At 34.6% G+C, this 20,586-nt stretch carries 17 protein-coding genes and 1 riboswitch; of the genes, 4 read left to right on the top strand and 13 right to left on the bottom strand.

All coding sequences use genetic code 11. The annotated features are described in order from the left end of the window. Positions 1 to 96 precede the first annotated feature (96 nt). A riboswitch (cobalamin riboswitch) is annotated at positions 97 to 362 on the top strand. A 97-nt stretch (positions 363 to 459) separates the two neighbouring features. Further along, positions 460 to 2,373, top strand: a complete 1,914-nt coding sequence (locus tag IEV84_RS13820; RefSeq protein ID WP_188494920.1) for a TonB-dependent receptor plug domain-containing protein — start codon at positions 460 to 462, stop codon at positions 2,371 to 2,373. A gap of 80 nt (positions 2,374 to 2,453) precedes the next feature. On the opposite strand, the gene IEV84_RS13825 is transcribed toward IEV84_RS13820, so the two are convergent. From IEV84_RS13825 to IEV84_RS13840, 4 genes are all read right to left on the bottom strand, one after another. After that, positions 2,454 to 4,034: an MDR family MFS transporter gene (locus IEV84_RS13825; protein WP_188494922.1), complete on the bottom strand. Its 1,581-nt coding sequence runs from the start codon at positions 4,032 to 4,034 to the stop codon at positions 2,454 to 2,456. Between the two features lie 375 nt (positions 4,035 to 4,409). Beyond that, positions 4,410 to 5,489 carry an HlyD family secretion protein gene (locus IEV84_RS13830; protein ID WP_188494924.1) on the bottom strand — a complete coding sequence of 360 codons (1,080 nt, stop codon included), beginning with the start codon at positions 5,487 to 5,489 and terminating at the stop codon, positions 4,410 to 4,412. Between the two features lie 12 nt (positions 5,490 to 5,501). Next, a complete protein-coding gene (locus tag IEV84_RS13835; protein WP_188494926.1) occupies positions 5,502 to 6,833 on the bottom strand; it encodes a TolC family protein in 1,332 nt (443 codons plus the stop codon). Further along, on the bottom strand, positions 6,823 to 7,449 hold the full coding sequence (locus tag IEV84_RS13840; RefSeq protein ID WP_306451822.1) for a TetR/AcrR family transcriptional regulator: 627 nt from the start codon (positions 7,447 to 7,449) through the stop codon (positions 6,823 to 6,825). The genes IEV84_RS13835 and IEV84_RS13840 overlap by 11 nt, the downstream gene beginning before the upstream one ends. A gap of 447 nt (positions 7,450 to 7,896) precedes the next feature. Between IEV84_RS13840 and IEV84_RS13845 the strand changes: the two genes are divergently transcribed. Further along, complete coding sequence (locus tag IEV84_RS13845; protein WP_188495171.1) at positions 7,897 to 8,448, top strand: DUF4494 domain-containing protein; 552 nt, start codon at positions 7,897 to 7,899, stop codon at positions 8,446 to 8,448. Between the two features lie 79 nt (positions 8,449 to 8,527). Here IEV84_RS13845 and IEV84_RS13850 read toward each other — a convergent pair whose 3' ends face one another. The 3 genes from IEV84_RS13850 to IEV84_RS13860 form a co-directional block, all read right to left on the bottom strand. Next, a complete protein-coding gene (locus tag IEV84_RS13850) occupies positions 8,528 to 9,256 on the bottom strand; it encodes a sulfite exporter TauE/SafE family protein (RefSeq protein ID WP_229732695.1) in 729 nt (242 codons plus the stop codon). 58 nt (positions 9,257 to 9,314) lie between these two features. Further along, a complete protein-coding gene (locus IEV84_RS13855; protein ID WP_188494928.1) occupies positions 9,315 to 9,629 on the bottom strand; it encodes a hypothetical protein in 315 nt (104 codons plus the stop codon). A gap of 95 nt (positions 9,630 to 9,724) precedes the next feature. Continuing rightward, entirely contained in the window at positions 9,725 to 10,717 is a 993-nt protein-coding gene (locus tag IEV84_RS13860; RefSeq protein ID WP_188494930.1) for a bile acid:sodium symporter family protein, read from the bottom strand. Between the two features lie 394 nt (positions 10,718 to 11,111). Between IEV84_RS13860 and IEV84_RS13865 the strand changes: the two genes are divergently transcribed. Continuing rightward, on the top strand, positions 11,112 to 13,208 hold the full coding sequence (locus tag IEV84_RS13865; protein WP_188494932.1) for an alpha-L-fucosidase: 2,097 nt from the start codon (positions 11,112 to 11,114) through the stop codon (positions 13,206 to 13,208). A 421-nt stretch (positions 13,209 to 13,629) separates the two neighbouring features. Here IEV84_RS13865 and IEV84_RS16580 read toward each other — a convergent pair whose 3' ends face one another. The 4 genes from IEV84_RS16580 to IEV84_RS13880 all read right to left on the bottom strand — a co-directional run bounded on the left by IEV84_RS16580 (position 13,630) and on the right by IEV84_RS13880 (position 18,052). Then, positions 13,630 to 13,764: a hypothetical protein gene (locus IEV84_RS16580; protein ID WP_262891689.1), complete on the bottom strand. Its 135-nt coding sequence runs from the start codon at positions 13,762 to 13,764 to the stop codon at positions 13,630 to 13,632. Between the two features lie 98 nt (positions 13,765 to 13,862). Beyond that, on the bottom strand, positions 13,863 to 14,729 hold the full coding sequence (locus IEV84_RS13870; protein WP_188494933.1) for a hypothetical protein: 867 nt from the start codon (positions 14,727 to 14,729) through the stop codon (positions 13,863 to 13,865). Between the two features lie 360 nt (positions 14,730 to 15,089). Further along, a complete protein-coding gene (locus tag IEV84_RS13875; protein WP_188494935.1) occupies positions 15,090 to 17,186 on the bottom strand; it encodes a beta-galactosidase in 2,097 nt (698 codons plus the stop codon). A 65-nt stretch (positions 17,187 to 17,251) separates the two neighbouring features. Further along, complete coding sequence (locus tag IEV84_RS13880) at positions 17,252 to 18,052, bottom strand: DUF1961 family protein (protein ID WP_229732696.1); 801 nt, start codon at positions 18,050 to 18,052, stop codon at positions 17,252 to 17,254. Between the two features lie 343 nt (positions 18,053 to 18,395). Here IEV84_RS13880 and IEV84_RS13885 point away from each other — a divergent pair, with 343 nt between their 5' ends. Further along, positions 18,396 to 19,049, top strand: coding sequence for a hypothetical protein (locus IEV84_RS13885; protein ID WP_188494937.1), 654 nt, complete (start codon positions 18,396 to 18,398; stop codon positions 19,047 to 19,049). 138 nt (positions 19,050 to 19,187) lie between these two features. Here IEV84_RS13885 and IEV84_RS16540 read toward each other — a convergent pair whose 3' ends face one another. Both IEV84_RS16540 and IEV84_RS13895 read right to left on the bottom strand, forming a co-directional pair. Continuing rightward, entirely contained in the window at positions 19,188 to 19,313 is a 126-nt protein-coding gene (locus tag IEV84_RS16540) for a DUF433 domain-containing protein (RefSeq protein WP_262891690.1), read from the bottom strand. 212 nt (positions 19,314 to 19,525) lie between these two features. Beyond that, the gene (locus tag IEV84_RS13895) at positions 19,526 to 20,497 is read right to left on the bottom strand and encodes a D-alanine--D-alanine ligase (protein ID WP_188494939.1); all 972 of its coding nucleotides are present in this window, start codon (positions 20,495 to 20,497) and stop codon (positions 19,526 to 19,528) included. Positions 20,498 to 20,586: the final 89 nt, after the last annotated feature.

Consider the following 20,586-nt stretch of genomic DNA (forward strand, 5'->3'; position numbering starts at 1 on the left):
TGAATTGAAAATGTTTAATTGACTGGTTTTCATTTGTTTGTTTTGGTTTTTGTTAATTGTATAAATAAATTTGATTTTTAGTTGAATTAAGTTTTACCTTTGCTGCCGTATTGAGGTTGCTGTTTTTTATTATTGAAAAAAAGCATTAAAAGGGAATCAGGTTAAATACCTGAGCTGTACCCGCAACTGTAAGCTATTAAGCTTGTTGTTATCTACAAAACCACTGTTTAGTAAGTGGGAAGTAGTAAGTAGGAAGATGGAAGTTAATTACTTCCAGCCCCTAACTTCTGACTTCTAACTTAAAAATGGGAAGGTCAACAACAAGACGCAAGCCAGGAGACCTGCCCATTACATCGAGTATCAAACTTTCGGGAAAAAAGGTTTGGGTATGGGTAATTCTATGCTTTTCTCCCATTTTTAGTCATGTAACAGTCATGCTGTTATTAAATGTTTTTTAAAATGAACAAAAAAATCGTTCGTATTAGTGCGTTATTCGTATTAATAAGTACATGTGCTTTGGCGCAAAAAAAAGGAGTTGTTTTAACAGGAACCAATGAGTTAGAGGAAGTAGTTATTTCGGATTCAAAGTTTGCGTTGCCAAAAGAAAAATCCGGAAAGGTAATTGTGAAAATTACGGCTGAAGATTTGAAAAAAAGACCGGGACAATCGGTAGCAACGGTATTGAGTACTGTAGCCGGAGTTGAAATCAACGGAAATCAGAGTGGAGCAGGAAAGGATTTGAAATATTCCATTCGTGGTGGGCGTAATCGTCAAACATTGATTTTAATTGATGGTGTTCCGGTAACCGATGCTTCTGGAACTACTATAGAGTATGATTTACGTTTAATTCCGGTTGAGCAGGTAGAAAGTATTGAGGTAATGAAAGGGGCGGCAAGTACGCTATATGGTTCGGGAGCTGCTACAGGGGTGATTAATATTACTTTGAAAAAAGCCGAAAAGAAAGCCATTGCCGGGAATGTGTATCTAAATGTAGGAACGCAAACGACAGCTCAGGAGAAGAGTAATTCAGTACAGGAATACAATCAGGGATTTTCATTTAATGGAAAAACAGAAAAGTTTAATTATTTTGGATCGTTAAACAGCTCTGAAGTTAGTGGGATGTCTCAGGCAAGACCGGCTTCTGATTTAGAAAAATTTGAAGACGACAGTTTTTCCAGAGTTAATAGTTTGGTAAAGTTTGGGTTTACACCAACAAAGCAATTAAGTTTTGATTTTTTTGCTAATTACGATCGTCTCAAATATGATTTTGATGCAGATTCTTTTGCGGATGATTTATACAATTATAGTAAGTCAGACCAATATCGCATCGGTTTTTCTCCGAAATACAAATACAATAAAGGAGAATTAGTTGTAAATACCGCAGCCGGTTTGATAGAAAGAGGATCGTTTAGCTACGGAAGTTTATCCAATTATAAGTCAAGAAATGTAAGTGCGGATGCGTTTAATAAATATCAAATTAATGCTGAATTATTTGTTATTGGTGGGGCGCAATATCAGTTTTTTGATATGTCAATTAGTAGTTTATATACAAATCTGGCCAATGAATTGACAACGTTTAATTTAATTGATCCTTATGTAACGGCTGTTTATAATTCTGATTTTGGTTTGAATATCAATGCCGGAGCAAGATTAAATGTTCACAGTAGATATGGAAGTAATTTTGTTTACAACATCAATCCATCATTTTCTTTTTCAGAGATTCCTTTGAAGTTGGTAAGTTCCTATAGTACAGCTTATATTACGCCAAGTTTGTATCAACTATACGATATGACTTATGGAAATTTAGATTTAGAACCGGAAAGAAACAGTACAGCCGAAGCGGGTTTTGAATTGGATTTATTAGATAAAAAAATCAATTTAAATGCAGTAGCTTTTTACAGGCAGGAAAATAATTCGATTATTTTTGTATCTGCCGGTTACGATAATATTCAAGGGAAGTATAATGCAAGAGGAGTAGAAACGATGCTTTCTTATGCTTTAAATAATCAATTAACCTTAAGAGGAAATTACACTTTTACTCAGGTAGAAGATGCGTTGAGTTTGTATATTCCAAAGCATAAAGCAAATGCTTCGGTTGAGTACCAGCCAACATCCAGAACTTTTTTCAATGTAAGTTATCAATATGTTGATCAAAAATCAGATGCTTTATTTGATCCGATTACTTATGATCAAACCCGTATTGTTACAGCTGCATATCAATTATTGAATGCAACAGCCAGATATGAATTGATTAAAAATAGAATGACTGTTTTTGCAGCGGCAACTAATATTTTAAATAAAGATTTTTACGAGGTTATTGGATACAGTACCAGAGGAAGAAATTTTAAACTAGGTTTAAATATCAGTTTATAAAATATAAAATACTCTTAATCGAAACTGCCCCAAATAGTGAAAACTTTTTGGGGCAGTTTTGTTGTATTCTAGCTGTTCTTTTAGTGCATAGCATCGGCAGGATTGACTTTGTTTTTTCCTTTTTTGATTAATAAAATAAAAGGAATACAGCATAAAAACAGTAAGCCTAAATAAAGAAAAATATCCATATAAGCCAGTACAGTACTCTGTTTTATTACCGAAAAATCCAACACTTCGTATGCTTTTTTAAGTGATTCATTAATTGAATATCCTTTTGCTATAAAAGCTTGTTGCAATTGGTTGAGGCGATTTTGTACCTCTAATTTACTACCGTCTAAATTAGCAACTAAATTCACCCGATGGGTTTGCGTCAGTCGGGTAATAAAAGTGGTAATGATGGCAATACCAAATGAACCTCCTAATTGTCGCATCATTCCTGTGAAAGCAGCTCCTTCGCCAATATTTTTCCCTTTTAATGTAGAAAGTGACAATGTCGTTATTGGTACAAACAGTAATCCTAAACCAATCCCTCTTAAGATTAAAGGCCAAAACATGTGTTCGACACCGGTATCCGGAGTCATGTTGTAATACATGCTCAGGGTAAAAATGAAGAATATTAAGAAACCTATAGCTACCATATAACTTTGTGGCACTCCTTTTTGAATCATCTTACCCACAAACGGCATCATAATCGCTGTTGTAATCGATCCTGGAATTAACAATAATCCGGCATCAGTAGCAGTCCAGCCTAAAATGGATTGAGTGTAGATAGGAATGATTAATGTTGAACCATAAAGACCAAATCCCATGATGAAACTCATGATGGTTCCAATTCTTAAATTTCCGTCTTTTAATACACTTAAATTCACAATTGGATATTTATAAACCAATTGTCGCCAAATAAATAATAGCAGTCCAAATAAGGAAACAATACTTAGGGTAACAATTAAATCATCGTTAAACCAATCGTCCTGTTGACCGTGTTCCAATACAAATTGCAACGAACCAATGAAGGTTGCCAAAAGAATGATTCCATACCAATCCACCTGATTGGATTTTAATTTTTCACCATATTTCGGACTTCTGACAAAGGTTAATGTTAAAAGCGTAGCAATAATTCCCAACGGGATATTGATATAAAAAATATAAGGCCATGAAAAATTATCTACTAAATAACCTCCTAATGGTGGTCCCAGCGTAGGTCCTACAATTACACCCATTCCGTAAATAGCCTGTGCCATTCCGCGTTTGGCAATAGGATAACTTTCGGTAATGATGGTTTGAGCGGTTACCAGCAAAGCACCGCCGCCTAAACCCTGAACAAATCGAAAAGTTACCAGTTCCCATATATTGGTTGCATTTCCACACAAGAAAGAAGCAACGGTAAATATGATAATCGAAACAGCAAAATAATTACGTCTTCCAAATTGTTGTGAAAGCCAGCTTGTCATAGGGATTACAATAACGTTGGCAATGGCATAGGCCGTAATAACCCAGGCAACATCTGTTAAAGTCGCTCCCAGACTTCCTCTCATGTTGGTCAAAGCCACATTGACAATAGTGGTATCTACAATTTCCAGCAAGGCACAAAGTACCGCTGTAATTGTGATGATAACTCTTCTAAAGCCATATTCTACTAAATCGTCTTCTGCTAGTACCATTTATTATACTTTATTGTTTTGGTCTAATTCTGTTTGTTATTTTATACTCGAAGGTGTATTGTCAAAGCGTCTGTTCGAGTGTTTTGCGTAATGAAATGAAGCAAAATGTCCCGATAGCTATCGGGACGATAACCCGTTTTTGATTGTAAATTTTTCTTTTTTGCTTGATCAAAAAAGAAACAAAAAAATCAAGTCTTACGCTTCCTCATCGGTCAAATTAGTTTTCGAATGCTAAAAGAAAAGAACTCGCTGCGCTCAAACAGCTTTTCTTTTTACGCATTCTTCAAACATTTGACACTCGACTGCGGAAGCTAAGGACGCCCGAAATCCGGAAATAACAATGATTTGATTTCTAATTGAATTAAACCTCTACAGTTATTTTATATGTACATCTACATCCACATTCATTCCCGGACGTAATAGTTTTACTTTTTCAATATCATTGCTGGCATCAATACTAATTTTTACAGGCAAACGCTGAATGGTTTTTACAAAGTTTCCGGTTGCATTATCCGGAGGCAAAATTGAAAAACGAGATCCTGTTGCAGGAGAAAACGAAGTAATTGTTCCTTTAAATTCATAATCAGGGTAAGCATCGACTTTTAAAGCTACTTTTTGTCCTGCTACCATTTTGTTAAGTTGTGTTTCTTTGAAATTAGCAATTACCCAAGCTTCATTGTTGTTGATGATGTAAAACAAAGATTGTCCCGGTTGTACTAATTGTCCCGGTTGGATATCAATTTTAGAAACCTGTCCGTCAATTGCAGCAGTAACCACTGTATAGCTTAAGTTTAATTTAGCCGATTCTAATAAAGCCTGAGCTCTTTTGATGTTGGCAGCAGCTACATCCGTTTCTTTGTTAGAAACTACTGATTTTGCCTGAATAACTGATTTTTGAAAGTTGCTTGCTCTTTCTTGTTGTTGTAAAATACGTACCTGATTCTCTGCTTCTTGTTTGGCTGCCAAAGCTTGTTCGTATTGTTGCTTAGTAATGGTATGATTTTTATACAAATTGCTGTAACGGTTGAAATCATTGGTTGCCAAACCTAATTTGATTTTAGCACTTTGAATATTTCCGCCTGCTGATTTTACATTCGCATCTGATACGGAGATATTAGCCAAAATGCTTCCAATATCTGCTTTTGAAACTTCAAAATTTCCTTCGGCTGCTGCTAATGCTGCTGTGGCTTCGTCAATTTTTAATTGATAGTCTCTCTGATCAATAGTAAATAGAGTATCTCCCTTTTTTACAAAATCATTGTCTTTGATGTACACTTTTTTTACATAACCCGAAACTCTTGGGATAATGGGAGTCATGTATTTCTCTATCTGGGCATCATCAGTGCCTTCGTGTGATAGTGAATGAATGTATTTGTAAGAACCATATATAACGCCTAATAGAATTAAGGAAGCTATTATAACGATAAATTTTTTATTTGTTTTTTTCTTTTCCATTTTAGGTATCGATTATATTTTAGAAAGCTTGAAAGTTTGGTTTAGTTGTCCTGTTGCAGCTAATAAATTGTAATATTTTTGAGTTACATCAGCCTTTGCTACTGTGTTGTTGATTTTGGCACTTAATTGCTCGACATCGGCTTCTAGTAAATCATTGGTGTCAGCAAGACCGTTGTCGTATTTGTCTTTTAAAATTCGGTAATTTTCACTTGCCTGTTCAACTGCCAGAGCATAAACTTCTTTTTGTTTTATTGCCAAATCATAGTCTTCAATTGCTTTTTGGACCTGAATTTTGATGTAATCGGTAAGCATCATTTCAGAAGCCTGTAATTCTTTGGCCTGGCTTTTGGCTACTTTTACTTCAGTTGCATTTTTAAAAATGTTACTTAAATTATACGAGATTCCTACTCCAAAATTCATTGCATTTTGAACCATTACCACATTTTTTAAATCCAAAGTAGTATATCCGCCAATCAGTGAAAGAGAAGGGTAGTAGCCGCTTCGCGCCACTTTTATATTGGCCTCACTTGCTTTTTCCTGAAGACGAATGGCTTCTAAATCCTTACGGTTTTCCAATGCCGGATTTTCATCGGCAGGAATGTTGTTCATTTCAAAATTGTAGAAATCACTTTCTTTAATTTCGATTATTGTTTTAGGATCCAGTTTCAGGAAGTTGGTTAACTCATAATTGATAACGTTTAAATTACTTTTGGCCTGGTCTAAAGACAATTGGACTTTAGAAAGCTGTAATTGTGTTTTCAACAAATCGTTTTTTGGAACAATTTCGTTTTTTTCCAATTCCGTAAAATCCTTTACACGTTGCTGGGCGCTTTTGTAATTTTCGTTCAGCAATTCAACTGTTTTTTGAGCTTTGTACAAAGCTGCATAATAGTTGATGGCTTTCATTGCTGTTTCTTCTTTGGTTTGCAAAGCATTAGCCGTTTCTGCCTGATACAAATTATCCGAAACTTTGATGCTGTTTTTTAATTTAAAACCGGAGAAAATAGGCAAAGAGGCATTAATTTGCCCTAAAACCAATTGATCTACATTGGGGGCTTTTGTATCCGATTCGCTTTCGGCGCTGTTGTTTTTTAAATTAACAGTAGCCTTAGTCAGTCGTTGGTATTGAGCCGAAGCTTTCACCTCAGGATAAATATTGTTTTTTACCGATTGCAACTCGTGTTTTTTAGTGGCTACTTTGGCATTGGCCAAATTGACTTCGTTGCTTTTCTCCCATGCAAGATGAACGGCATCGTTGAGCGATAAATTCTTTTTTTGTTGTGCTTTTGCAGAGATGATTCCCAGAAATACAATCCCTAAAAGCAGTAATTTTCTAGCTTTCATATATAAGAAGTGCTTTTATTGTTTGTTGAATGTGGGTTTTAAGTTGGGTTTGTACATAATTTTCAAATTGTTCGTCTGTTTCCAGATTAAAAAGTTTTTTGAAATAGGCTTTATTCATCGTAAAATGAAAAAACGTACCCATTATTGTTGGAGATATCAACGGAATAATGACATCTTTTCTAAAAATTCCTTTTTGTTGTCCTTCGTGGATAATGGTTTCTAAGGATTTTAAATTTCGGTCTCTCACTTCATTTAAGACTTTTAATTTATCCTCTTTCTCCTCTGAAGCAAATTCAAAATGCAGGATTCTGTAAATACCCTTATTGCATCTGATACGGTTGATGTAGAGTTCAATGAGTTTGTCTATTTTTTCAATTGGATCTAAATCTTCTAGGGATAAATTTTCTATTTGAATTTTTAAATCAGAAGTTCGATACACAATTAATGCTTCAAGTAGTTTTTCTTTCGAACCAAAATAATAAGAAACCATTGCCACATTAATTTCGGCTGCTTTAGCAATTGTTCTGATTGAGGTTCCCTCGAATCCATTCTCGGCAAACAGCGTTTCGGCTATCAGTAGAATTTGAACTTGTTTTTCGTTAAAATCAGTTTTCACCCGGATTTGTTTTTAATTAGGATACAAAATTAAACAACTGTTTAATTTAAACAACTGTTTAATTTTAATTTAACGTAATGTTAACAAAATAAAGTGGTACTTTTTTAGGAGTATTTGAATAGATAAGTAATTGATTTTGTTGTGATAAGAAGGTTTTTTGTAAAAAAAATAAAATAAAATAAACGGTCAGTGAGTTTTTTTGAATTATATAATATCCTAATTCGAAATTAGCTTGTCGATTTTACAAACTGATGCCGTTGAAGAACGGTATTAATCCCGGAAATTTTCTTTTTTATACAAATGGATCAATCAATCACTTTATTGTAAGTTTAAAATAGTAGCAGTGAAATAAATAGCTTTTGAGAGTCAAAATTGTGAATATCTATTTTGATATTTCGACAATTATTTTGTTCTAAAATCTATCTTTGGCATCCTTAAAAAAGAGAAATTATGGCAACTTGGTACGAATGCAAAGTAAAATATAGAAAAACGGATGAAACCGGTAATCAAAAAATGGTAGGTGAAATTTATTTGGTTGATGCCATTTCCTTTACCGAAGCCGAGAGCAGAATCAACGATGAAATGAAAGCTTATGTAAGTGAGGAGTTCAAAATAGCCAATATTAAAGTAGCTAATTATGCCGAAATTCATCCTTTTGAAAATGCCGACAGATGGTTTAAATCTAAAATTTCGCTATTGGCTTATGATGAAGAAAGTGGTAAAGAGCGCAAAACCAATATGTATTTTTTAGTTCAGGCCAATGATGTCAAAGAGGCTTACGATAATACGGTGCATACCATGAAAGGGACAATGGGTGATTATACTATTCCGGCAATTTCAGAATCGGCTGTTTTGGATGTTTTTCCTTATTTTAGTGGAGACGAAGATGAATTGGAACAATTAGAACGTTTTAATGCACTAAAAGCTTCAAAACCGGTAGTTGCCGAAATTGAAGATCACATGGAATTTGTAACAGAAGAGGAAGAAGAAACAGTTTAGTTTTGATTTTGTCTAAAATAAAAAGCAAATCAGAGTAGTTGAGAACACTTTGATTTGCTTTTTTGGTTTTAAGGGCAACTTAATAGAATACAATTTTAGAAAGAGTTACAATTCCTGTAATCAAAATTAAAACCAAAACTATCGATTTGAATTGCGCTTCCGAAATACGATCTAATATTTTTTTTCCAATAAAAGTTCCGACAATACTTACCAAAAGCAGGATGGGGATGAGGTATAAATCATGTCGATGCACATAGCCGTTATAGCTGTAAACAATGCTTCTGCTGGAGTCAATGGCTAAATCAATTATGGCTGAAGTAGCAATAAAAACTTCCATCTTAAGATTATAAGCCGCCAGAGTCATGCCGCGAATGGCGCCTCCTGTCCCCAGTAAACCCGCAATTAATCCGGAGAAAGTACCTCCTAAAACCGAATTGGTGATAGTGGGTTTGATACTTAGGTTTTTGAAAAATAAAAAGACTAAACTAGTGCCAATCAGGAATATTGCCAGAGCTATTTCGAGTGTTTTCGGATTAATAAACCGGCTGATAAAAGCACCGGTAATTACAAAAATTACTGCCGGAATTCCTATGTAAATCAGCAGTTTCTTATCAAATCCTTTTCTGAAAAAAGCAATTTTACTGATATTACTCGATACATGAAACAAAGCTGTAATTCCTAAGACCGAATGAAAATCTAAAAAATAACTGGCAATAGGTACAAAAAACAGGGAAGAGCCAAATCCGCCCACAGTACCCAGAATTTCTGCCATTAGTGCCAATAGAATGAATAAGGCTAAATTTTCCAAATGTTAATTTGTTTTATTCTTGTTTATATTCCAAAAAAGCAATTCTGATGTAAAAGATTCAACTGATTAATTTCTTAATATCAATTTGCTTGAGAATTTCCCTTTCAGAATGGCGAACCAGAACTTTAAATTTTTCATACCAGGGTCTCCAGTCCGCAACTCCCATGTCTCTTGCCAGTTCCTGTTCAAAATCAGCAAGTGTGGCGTATGAGGATTCAAAAATGAGTCGGTAACTTTCCCCTGTAAAATCAGTTAAAACTCTATTTCCGCTAGTTTGTGGAAATAATCCGCCCTGGGTGGCTTCATCGATCAAAACTTTGGCTTCTTTATAACGGCCAAATTGCAGATAAAATATTTCTCGAACGATATACATGAGTACAAAAATTAGGAGTTAAACAAATGTTTTGTACCTATAAAGTTAAGAAATAATACTATTGGTGTTGTTTTATTTCTTTGAAAAACAAGAAGTTATTTTTTGTGGAGATAAAGTGAATTTTCTTCTTTTCTATTCGCAGCATGAGATGCAATAAAGCTGATGATGAAAATTTGAAAAGCATGAAAAATCATAATCGGAAGCAGGACAATCCCCATAGTTCCCGGATTTGGAAATACTATTTTGGCAAATACGGTTCCGTGGACTAATGATTTTTTAGTACCACAAAATTGGGCTGTAATTTTATCTTCAATACTAAATCCCAGTTTATTGCTTAGAAAACCGCTCAGGAAATAAACCAGATAAAACAAAACCGAAACAGCGATAACTATTATCATAATATCAAAAGTGTCAATGCTGCTAAAAACATTTTCTTCAAAGGAGCTGGCAAAACTCTTGTAGATAATCAATAAGATAATTGATTTGTCAAATAAGCTGAGGTAGTGGTTGTATTTTTGAGCTAAACTGCCCCAATAACGATGCAGGAGCAAACCCAGAATAACTGGAACTACAACTTCTGTAATCAATTTGATATAAATAGTTCCCAGATTAAAATCGGCTCCGCTATTATTCAGGAAAAGTCCCAGCCAAAGCGGAGTTACAACAATTCCGATTAAACCCGAAATGCTGGCATTAAAAATCGCTGCCGGAATGTTTCCTTTGGCTATAGAAACCATCACTACCGATGAAGAAACGGTTGACGGCAAAGAGGCCAGAAATAAAAAAGCAAGCCAAATGTTGTTGTCGTATTCTGTGCGAATCAGGGGGTAAAAACAAAGTATAACAACGGGAAATAGCAAGAAGGTACAGCTTTGAACTAAAAGATGTAATTTCCAGTTTTTTAATCCTGATTTGATTTTTTCAGGACTCAATTTGAGTCCGTAGAAAAAGAAAATCAATGAAACACCAATACTACCGATATTTTCCAGAGGAATTGGACTTGATTTACTGCCCAATTGTGGAAAAAGATAAGCCAAAAGTACGACCGCAATTATCGAAAGGACGAATGTATCAATTTTAAATTTCATTGTTTGCTATTCTGATTTGTAAATAAATTAGCCTGCAAAGGTAGAAACTTAGTAAAAATCAACGTAATGCTGCTTTAATTTTAGGAAGCTTTTAACGGTTTTGGGTAATAAATATTTGCGCTTTTTGTATAAAATCCATCTGTTCTAAGACAGGTTATTTCCATAAAAGAAGAAAAGAACATCGTTTGGTAAGAATCATTTTTCGACTAAAAAAAAAGCGCACTACGGCTAGTTTTCGGAGTATATAAAATTGACTATTATCTATCCGTTAGTTGCTTCGATTAACCTAGATACTTTTAAAAATGTTATTGGTCGAAATAGTTTTAGTTAAGGAGTTATTTAGGATTATATTTATCATTCCAATATTTTTCATACCCGGTAAATTACAATTTAGATGAAGCAGTTTTTCTTTTTATTATGTTGTTTAGGAATAGTATCGACTGTCAACGCTCAGAAATCCTCCGATGTCCCAAAGCCATTTGGTTCTGTGCCCACTCAGAAACAAATCGACTGGCAGGAAATGGAATTTTATGCGTTTATCCATTTTTCGCTAAACACTTTTACCAATAAAGAATGGGGTTTTGGGGACGAATCGCCTCAATTGTTTAACCCAACCGCTTTAGATGTGCGTCAGTGGGCCAGAGTGGCAAAAGAAGCCGGAATGAAAGGAATTATATTAGTAGCAAAACATCACGATGGCTTTTGTTTATGGCCATCGGCCTATACTGAACGTTCTGTAAAAAATGCTCCATGGAAAAACGGAAAAGGCGATGTTGTCAAAGAATTAGCCGCAGCCTGCAAAGAATACGGTCTTAAATTGGGGTTGTATCTTTCTCCCTGGGATAGAAATCATCCCGATTATGGAAAACCGGCTTACATAAGCTATTTTAGAAATCAATTAAAAGAGTTATTGATAAATTACGGCGATGTTTTCGAAATGTGGTTTGATGGTGCTAATGGTGGCGATGGCTATTATGGCGGTGCCAATGAAATTAGAAAAATAAACACATTAGAGTATTATGACTGGGAGGAAACCTATCAGTTAATCTATAAAATTGCGCCTAAAACACTGGTTTGGGGAATTGGTCCTTCGGAAGCCAGATGGATCGGCAATGAAGAAGGTTTTGCTAATGAAACCAACTGGAGTCTGTTGCGTCAAAAAGATGATTTGGCAGGCAAAGTTCATTATTCTGAATACACCTCAGGACATGAAGATGGCGAAAAATGGGTTCCGGGCGAAGCCGATGTTTCCATTAGACCGGGTTGGTTTTATCATGCTTCCGAAGACGACAAAGTCAAATCATTAGATGAATTGGTCGATATTTATTATAAATCCGTAGGTCGTAATGCAACTCTTTTGTTGAATTTACCTCCTGATAAAAGAGGTTTGATAAACGAAAATGATATTCAAAGATTAAAAGAATTTACCGCAGCAATCAAAGCCGATTTTAAAACAGATGTACTGGCAAAAACCAAAGTAACAACTACTAATTACAGAGGAAATGACCGAAAATATGCTCCTGAAAATGCAATTGATGGTAATAAAAACAGCTATTGGGCTACAGATGATGCCGTGAAAAAGGCTACCATTACTTTTGAATTTAAAAAACCAACAGCTGTCAACAGGCTATTACTTCAGGAATACATTCCGCTGGGGCAAAGAGTAAAAGCATTTACAGTAGAGGCTAAGATTGATGGAAAATGGAAAACAATTGCGAGCCAAACGACTATTGGTTACAAAAGAATTTTAAGATTTGACAGGGTTGTAGCTTCGGCACTGAGAGTCAATATTACCGATGCTAAAGCCTGTGTTTTACTAGCCAATATTCAGGCTTTTAATGCGCCTTTTTTTGTACGAATGCCTGAGATTAGCAGAGATAAAAAAGGTGTAGTAGCCATCAAAGCAGCACCTGGCTGCCGAATTTATTATACTCTTGATGGCTCCGTTCCGTCGGCAAAAAGTAGTTGGTACAAAACTGCTTTTCAACACCCTAAAGCTGTTACAATAAAAGCCATTGCAGTAGATACATTAGAGCAGAGAAGTAGTGCCGTACAAATGGCTCAGTACGGAATGGCTAAACAAAACTGGAAGGTGATTACCGCTTCCAGCGGTGATATGAATACAATACAGCGTATTATAGACGGAGATCCGGCGACCGATTGGAGTTTTGAGAATGCAACTCATCAGCTTCCACAGCAGGTTGTTATTGATATGGGGGAAACAATGCGCATAAAAGGTTTTTCTTATGTGCCCAAACAACAGGGACATCATCTCAATTTAATTGCTAATTATGAGTTCAGTACAAGTTTGGATGCGGTTAATTGGAGTAAGCAATCGGAAGGAGAATTTTCTAATATTAAAAATAATCCAATTGAGCAGATTCAACTTTTTTCAACAGTTACTGCCCGATATGTCAAGTTTGTAGCCAAATCAGCTATTGAAAAAGGCAGTAATCTCAGTATTTGCGAAATAAACGTTATTGAGGAATAAAAAGAAAAGGCTTCGATAATAAAAAACGAAGCCTTATTAGTTAGCATTTATTTGAGATTGTGTTTAGGGTTTTCAATCGTTTATTGCTTCGGATATTATTGAGAATCTTAGGGGGGCTTTTTTGAGTTTGGAATGAAATAGTTGGTGATTTTTATTTTTTTGAGACTTCAAGAATGGTATTAGAATTAATCAAGAAGCCACACGAAAGGATTCGTGCGACCAATGTCCCTAAGTTAAGGATAGATTTATCTAGGTCTGTCATTCCGAAGAATGAGGAATCACAATAGTTGCTCACGTTATGTGATTTCTCCTTCGTCGAAATGACACAAAATACGCATAACTTAATCACATTGTTCGTGCGGCAGTGTGGGGTTGGTTAATAAAGTTGCCCATCTTTGTGGGCACGGATTACAAATCCGCGCTATCGGGTTGGTTGACAAAGTTGCTCCTCTTTGTGAGCACGGATTCCGCTAATGTTATAGATGTCCATAGTCGTGTTAGAATATTGCAGGTAACGTCCTGTGGCTTTGCGAAGTTTGGGGATTAGTTCTCCCAAAACTAACAATTTAAGATAAGGTTTACAAATATAAAACCAACTTTAAATTAAGCCTTAAAGCCCAAATTTCGCAAAACCACTGTTAGCAAACGTTTTTGTTATATATCTTTCCAAGTTTCAATATGAACTTTATCTTTTAAATCAAAGGAATCATATTTTTCAACATTTTCATTATAAAGTAACTTAAGATTCCAAATTAATCTTGAAGTCAACATCTTATTTATATCCAAAATTAAAGAAATAGTTTCTACTTTAGAATTAGGGTTTATTACTCTGCAATAATGCTGACGATCGCTTATGTACTCTGAATGCGCATAGTTTGAATAAATTGACCACATTTGATCTATCCTTGATTTTTGAATTCCACTTCTCTCAAACAATTGCTTGCTTTCTATAAGTTTTGCATATCTTGGATTTAAGTATTCTTTTTTCTTAGTTTCGTTAGCTTGTTGAAATAAGTTAGATTGTTTAATAGCGTCAATAGCTTCTTCTATTTCTAATTTTATCTTCTTTCGACTATTTTCTGTATCAATAAAATCTGCTGAAATCTCAAAGTTGTTCTGCTTTTGTAAAGCATGCAACTTGTAAATATTTAACCTAAAATCTTTAATTTCGTCTTCAACCTTATCAAAAACTAAATAAAATAAAATTAAAAATGTTTCGATTTGCATTCTAGTTATAGAGTTAAGAGAATCAATATCAATTGAGTTAATTTCCTTATCTAAAATTTTCACTTTAGTTCCTTTAATTAAAGAGATTATCGAATTATTTGCAAATGCAAAACGATAAGCTTTTGCTTCCAATATTGACTGATGACTTTTAATTTGAATTCTCCTTTCAAAAGGATTATTGGCTAGTTCAAACAAGCAATTAGTCATCGAAGAAAAGAAGTCGATTTTTTTTCCGATATCATTAGTATTTTCTGCAAAATACAATTCTGCATAATGTTTATTGCGGTCGTCCATAAAAATGTTTGCTAACTTGTATATACTTGCTACAAAGTAGCGCCTATACACTCCAAACAGGATAGATTGTCGCTACTTTAATAGTATATTCTTTTTTGCTAAAGTATAGATAATTCTTATAAAAACGACTATTGACTTAATTGTTTTTGTATAATTTCTCTTAAGGTGTAAAAGACATTAGAATCAAGAAAACAAAAAAGCTTTAGCCTAATCTTGATTTAGATTTCGGCTAAAGCCTTTTGAAAGCTTTAATTTGTAAATCGGGCTAAAGCCCGACCCAATTCATACTTTAAAATTGGTATTAATTTAAAAATCTGTGTTTATCTGTTTAAATCCGTTTAATCAGCGTTCCAAACCCTTTTAGTATTTCCACACCAATACATCAGCGGTTTTCATGGATTTTGTTCCAATGATAATTTCAGCATTGGCAGGCAATTTCATTTCATACACTTTATCCGAATAGTTTACAGCAATCCCAAAACCATCGCGGTATTCTACCAATATTCCTTCCGGATAATTTTCAATTGGGATATTTTGTTGTTGGTATAATTTGGTCAAAACTTGTTTCTCCAAATCTCCTTTTTTAGAATCCACACCTATGTAAGTAACCGTTCCTTTGCCTAATTTACGCGAAATTACAGCAGGAGTTCCGGCATAGAAATCCCCCTGAAAAGTGCCCCAGATTTCAGTTCCTTTGTTTGGTTTTAATAAATCGCCCCAGCTTACCCAATCAAAATCCTGATTGTTGAATTTAATTTTATCCGGTGATTGCGGCATCAATAAATCATAAGATTCCACTTCGGAACCAATTAATTTCCACATTGGTTCGTAGAATTTGGCTTCCCAAAGATGTCCTTTTCGGTTTTGAATTCCTGAGCGACAGCTTAATACTAAGTTTCCTCCGTTTTGAGCATAGGCAGTCATTTTATCAATCATTTGCTGGTCGATCATTTGATAAGCCGGAACTAGCAACACCGGATATTTTGAAAAATCAGTTGTGTCACGAACAAAATCCACCGGAGCGCCAAAGGATTTTGCAGCCTTGTAATATTTTGTAAAATGATTAAATGTATTCCATTGGTTGGTTTGTTTGTTCAAATCAATTCCCATAACATTATTGGCATTGAACAGAATTCCGGTTTTGCGTTGCAAATAATCTTTTGGTAATGTTGCTTTCGGATTGTATTTTTTTCTCAAAGCAGCAATGTCTTTGATGAATTGGCTGAATTCCTGTCCGCCGGGAGTAGGCGTAACACCATCGGTACCTACAATTCCGTAATGAAATTGCTCATAACCGTACAAAGGCGCACGAAAACGATAGGTGCAGGTAAATTTACTTCCACCGGCAAAAACATGCCACAACCAAAGTCGCATAGCTCCCGGTAAGGGCTGCGGATTAATGCTTCCCCAGTTTACCTGTCCCGGTTGCAATTCCATTACGCCATAAGCGCCTTTCATTGGACGGAAAAAATCATTCGACATAGCAATTCGGGAATATTCGCCCACACGATAGCCTTTTGGTCCAATGCCTAAATCACCACCATAAACCATATAGCGGGTGTAAGAAACAAAATCCAATTCTTTACTGGCTCCCACATAACCCACATCATACATCGGAATATAATTAGAAGTTAGCCATTGATCCGGATTCGAATATTTACGGATTTCTTTGGCTTGCTCATCTAAAAAAGTAGCCGTTTCATCATCAGCAAAACGATAATGATCCAGTTGGGAATGTAAATTCATTCCCCAAATGCCGTGTTTTGGAATATTAATTTCATCAAAACTACTGTAGGTTCCGCTCCAGAAATTATTCCCCCAGGCTTCGTTAAGTACATCGATGGTTTTGTATTTGTTTTTTAACCAATTGCGGAAACGTTCGTGTGCATCCTGTCCATAATCCAGAAAACGACGTGGTTCATTATCTACCTGCCAACCCATCACATTTTTATCATTACCGTATCTTTTGGCTAATTCGGCAATCATTTTCATCGAATAAGAACGGTAATAATTACTTGAAAAAGTAGCATGTTGGCGTGTTCCATGATCCATTTTAGTGCCGTCTTCATTAGTTGCTAAAATATCCGGATGCTTGCGAACCAACCAAACCGGAGGTGTAGCGGTTGAAGTACACATAATTACTTTTAGATGGTATTTTTTAGCTAGTTCTAAAGATTTATCCAGCCATTTAAAATCGTATTTGCCTTCTTCGGGTTCGAGTTGCGCCCAGGCAAATTCGCTAAAATGAGTGTATTCAAATCCCATTTTTTCCATGTTTTGGAAATCACGCTCCCATTGCGCTGGATCCCAATGTTCCGGATAATAATAAACTCCCACTGAAGTTAAATCTTTGGAAGGAAAAAAAGACTCGATTTTTTGAGCAAAAGTAGCGGTACTAAACAGCAGTAACAGCGCCAGAACGCATTGTTGGTACAATGCAGTTGTCTTGTAATTCATAATAGTATGGTTTGCTAATAGTGAATTACAAATCTAAGTTTTTTTAATTATAAAGTGTAAAATTCTCACTTAATTGTGTAAATCGAAATGTTTTTATATAAAGCTGTCCGGGTAGCCATTTGTCTAAAACCAATTCTACCTTCAATAAGTTCGGGATGGTTTTTAAGATTCCAGGAGAATAATTTGGAACTGTTTTTTCCAACTACTTTAAAATAGAGTTTTGAATTGGTTTTAATCACTGTAATTTTATAGGTTTCATCCGTTTTGAACAATCCGGTTTCAAAGTAAGGATTCGGGATTTCGGTAGTAGTGTTAAAATTTTGTCCGGGAACTACAGGATATTGGCGTACTCTGATGTAATCTTTTTTGCTGTTGGTATTGTCGTTTTCAAAAGAAGCATAGCTAATATGCAGGGCTTTCATATTGTTGAAATAGGTTTTCATTGCCGGAATTTCTCTTAAATGATTCCATTTGGAAATATCCTCAACATAAGGAGCAATTCCCGTGCCGGTTGCCTGAAGGTATAAAATGACAGCCCATTTAGTTGCAGCATCTTTTCTGGTAAAGTTGAATTCTATTTTTAGATTTCCCTTAAAAGAATCCTTTGTCCAAAGAACTGCATGATCCGAATCGGATGCTGCTTTTTCTCCGGCATTGAAAAGCATTCCGACTTTAGAGTTTTTAACAGCAGCCTGAAGTCCGTCTAAGAACCATTTGGATTGCCAGTCTTTTGTGCCGCTATCCTGAAATTGTAAGTGCCATTTTTCAGACTGATTGAGAACTTCAAATTCTTGATTGTCGGTGTTTTGAGCCTGTGTTGGAACAGAAAGAAAGAGCATTACAATTAGTAGTTGCCTTAAGTTCATTATTAATAACTGTTTATTTTAAAAGATATAGCAATAATTGATAATTCTTTCTGTAGCTTATTTATTGTTTTTGCTAAAAAGGATTCTCAATTCTTAGGAAATTTTCGTTATAGAAAAGTTAGTTGCTTTTTAGGTTTCCAGCTTGTGAGTTGCTAAGTTAAAAAGTTTTTAGAAGAGTGTGTTTTTTAGAAGCTTTATTGTTCGAAGAAGTAGAAAGAAAATGTTTTTGAAAGATAATATTTATATATTTGATTAGTTTAAAAAACGAGGCAAAGTTTTGTTAATTTCTTTGAATGTTGAAGAGGATTGAAGATATTTATTCTAAACCAGTTAGCTAATATTTATGAAAAAATTTGTCTCATATCAGGGGCTGCCAATTAAATCAGGTGGGGCACATACATTAAAAAATAAAAATGGAAAAGAAAATTATGATAAAATTTTAGACTTCTTGAACAGATATGCTTCTAGAATTAATGAAGAGCAAGTAGAATTAACGTTATATAAATCGAAAGAAAAAAAATATTCGATTACACAAATTATGTTTAAAATAATTCTAAAATTTGGAATTCCGAAATATAGAAATGACGGCTATCTAAAATCTTGGAGTTGGTATTTGACTAATAGACAGATAAAAAGAGGATTTGAAATTTTAGAATTCAATAAACAACTATCTGAAAATCCACTTGGACCTATTTCATTAAATTTTAAATGGAATTTTTATTTTAAAGATCCTAAGACACAATTAGAATTATTAAATCAAGACTTAATACCAGAAATAGATTTTAGATTAAAAAATTCTCAAGTGTATTTGAGAATATCTGAAAAATCAACTGTTTCTGTTTGGTTTGCATTTCCTTTTGAGGAAATTCATCAATGTGAAAAGGAATTTATAGAAGATTTAAAATTAAATTTACCATTTAAAATTTCAGATAAACATTGGAGAATTTGGAAATATTCGAAGGAAGGAAATTGGATAGCAAGAAAAATAGAGATATAAAATATTAACAATGTGGACTTAAGGTTTTAATTCGTATTAACATAGATAAGTAAAGGTTTTAAACTTTGCTCCACTAGATGAGATTCCTTCTTTGTTGAAATTTACAAGGTTGAGAGGAAATCTTTGTAAACTAAAGATTTAAAAGATTAATCTGTAGGCAAGACAGGCTTTTATGTGATTTTCGTTTAATTCAGGGAAATCAGTAATAATCTCATCAAACGACATTCCATTTGCTAACCAGTTTAAAACATCAAAAACTGTAATTCAGGTACCAATAATGATAGGTTTCCCAAATCGAATCTCTGAATTAATGGTAATATGTTGTTTGTAATCAATCATATTGCGTTCTTTTTTACAAAGTTAATGAAATAATTAATTTATTGGATGGTTTTAGAATTGCTTAACAAATGTCAAAAATAAAGCCACAGATTTAAAAGATTAATCCTTTAAATCTGTGGCTTAAAAAGATGTTTTTATCAAGCTAATGCCAATTCAATAGCGTTAGTAAACAAATCCTCCAATGAAATACCGGCAGCTTTTGCCTGTTGCGGAATCAAACTTTCGGTGGTTAATCCCGGAATGGTGTTCATTTCGAGCATGTGTGGTTCTCCATCGACAATGATAAATTCAGAACGGGAGAATCCTTTCATTTTCAACACTTCATAAGCACGTTTAGCAATAGTACCTACTTTTTGAGTCATTTCGTCAGAAAGTCTCGCCGGAGTGATTTCCTGAGATTTCCCCTGGTATTTGGCTTCGTAATCAAAGAAATCATTTTCAGAGACAATTTCGGTGATTGGCAATACAATAATTTCTCCTTTGTAATTGATTACACCTACTGAAACTTCGGTTCCGTCAAGGAAACTTTCAATGATAATTTCGTTGTCTTCTTTGTAAGCCGTTTCAATGGCTGTAGGCAATTCGGCTTCGGTTTTTACTTTCGAAATCCCAAAACTGGAACCTGCTTTATTAGGTTTTACAAAACAAGGCAAACCTACTTTATTGATAATTTCAGCGGTGTTGATTACATCACCTTTATTTAGATAATAAGAAATTGCCGTTTTAATTCCGTAAGGTTTTAAAACTGAAAGTAAATCGCGTTTGTTGAATGTCAATGCCGATTGGTAATAATCGCAGGAAGTTTGCGGAATGTTTAACAATTCAAAATAAGCCTGCATCAAACCGTCTTCACCCGGAGTTCCGTGGATGGCGTTGAAAACGCAGTCAAAACTGATTTTGTTGCCGTTCACCGTTATTGAAAAGTCGTTTTTGTCAATTGGGAATTCGTTGTCTGCATCATCTACATAAACCCATTTTTCTTTGAAAATATGGATTCGAAATCCGTTGTATTTTGATTGATCTAAAAATTTGTAAACTACGTTACCGCTAATAAGAGAGATTTTGTACTCGCTGGAATAGCCGCCCATGATGATGGCAATGTTTTTCATTTAGTTGCGTTTGTATTTTAAAATCGATTTGTTTTTTAGCCCCGATAGCTATCGGCATAGCTCAAATCCTATAAATAAGTCCGGGACTG

The organism is Flavobacterium palustre (genome assembly GCF_014639535.1).
Lineage (GTDB): Bacteria > Bacteroidota > Bacteroidia > Flavobacteriales > Flavobacteriaceae > Flavobacterium > Flavobacterium palustre.

Coding starts and splice junctions, on each gene's coding strand:
- IEV84_RS13875 (WP_188494935.1), bottom strand. CDS start 17,186: ATGAATTACAAGACAACTGCATTGTACCAACAATGCGTTCTGGCGCTG.
- IEV84_RS13855 (WP_188494928.1), bottom strand. CDS start 9,629: ATGTATATCGTTCGAGAAATATTTTATCTGCAATTTGGCCGTTATAAA.
- IEV84_RS13895 (WP_188494939.1), bottom strand. CDS start 20,497: ATGAAAAACATTGCCATCATCATGGGCGGCTATTCCAGCGAGTACAAA.
- IEV84_RS13860 (WP_188494930.1), bottom strand. CDS start 10,717: ATGAAATTTAAAATTGATACATTCGTCCTTTCGATAATTGCGGTCGTA.
- IEV84_RS13825 (WP_188494922.1), bottom strand. CDS start 4,034: ATGGTACTAGCAGAAGACGATTTAGTAGAATATGGCTTTAGAAGAGTT.
- IEV84_RS13830 (WP_188494924.1), bottom strand. CDS start 5,489: ATGGAAAAGAAAAAAACAAATAAAAAATTTATCGTTATAATAGCTTCC.
- IEV84_RS13880 (WP_229732696.1), bottom strand. CDS start 18,052: ATGAACTTAAGGCAACTACTAATTGTAATGCTCTTTCTTTCTGTTCCA.
- IEV84_RS13865 (WP_188494932.1), top strand. CDS start 11,112: ATGAAGCAGTTTTTCTTTTTATTATGTTGTTTAGGAATAGTATCGACT.
- IEV84_RS13885 (WP_188494937.1), top strand. CDS start 18,396: ATGAAAAAATTTGTCTCATATCAGGGGCTGCCAATTAAATCAGGTGGG.
- IEV84_RS13820 (WP_188494920.1), top strand. CDS start 460: ATGAACAAAAAAATCGTTCGTATTAGTGCGTTATTCGTATTAATAAGT.
- IEV84_RS13870 (WP_188494933.1), bottom strand. CDS start 14,729: ATGGACGACCGCAATAAACATTATGCAGAATTGTATTTTGCAGAAAAT.
- IEV84_RS13835 (WP_188494926.1), bottom strand. CDS start 6,833: ATGAAAGCTAGAAAATTACTGCTTTTAGGGATTGTATTTCTGGGAATC.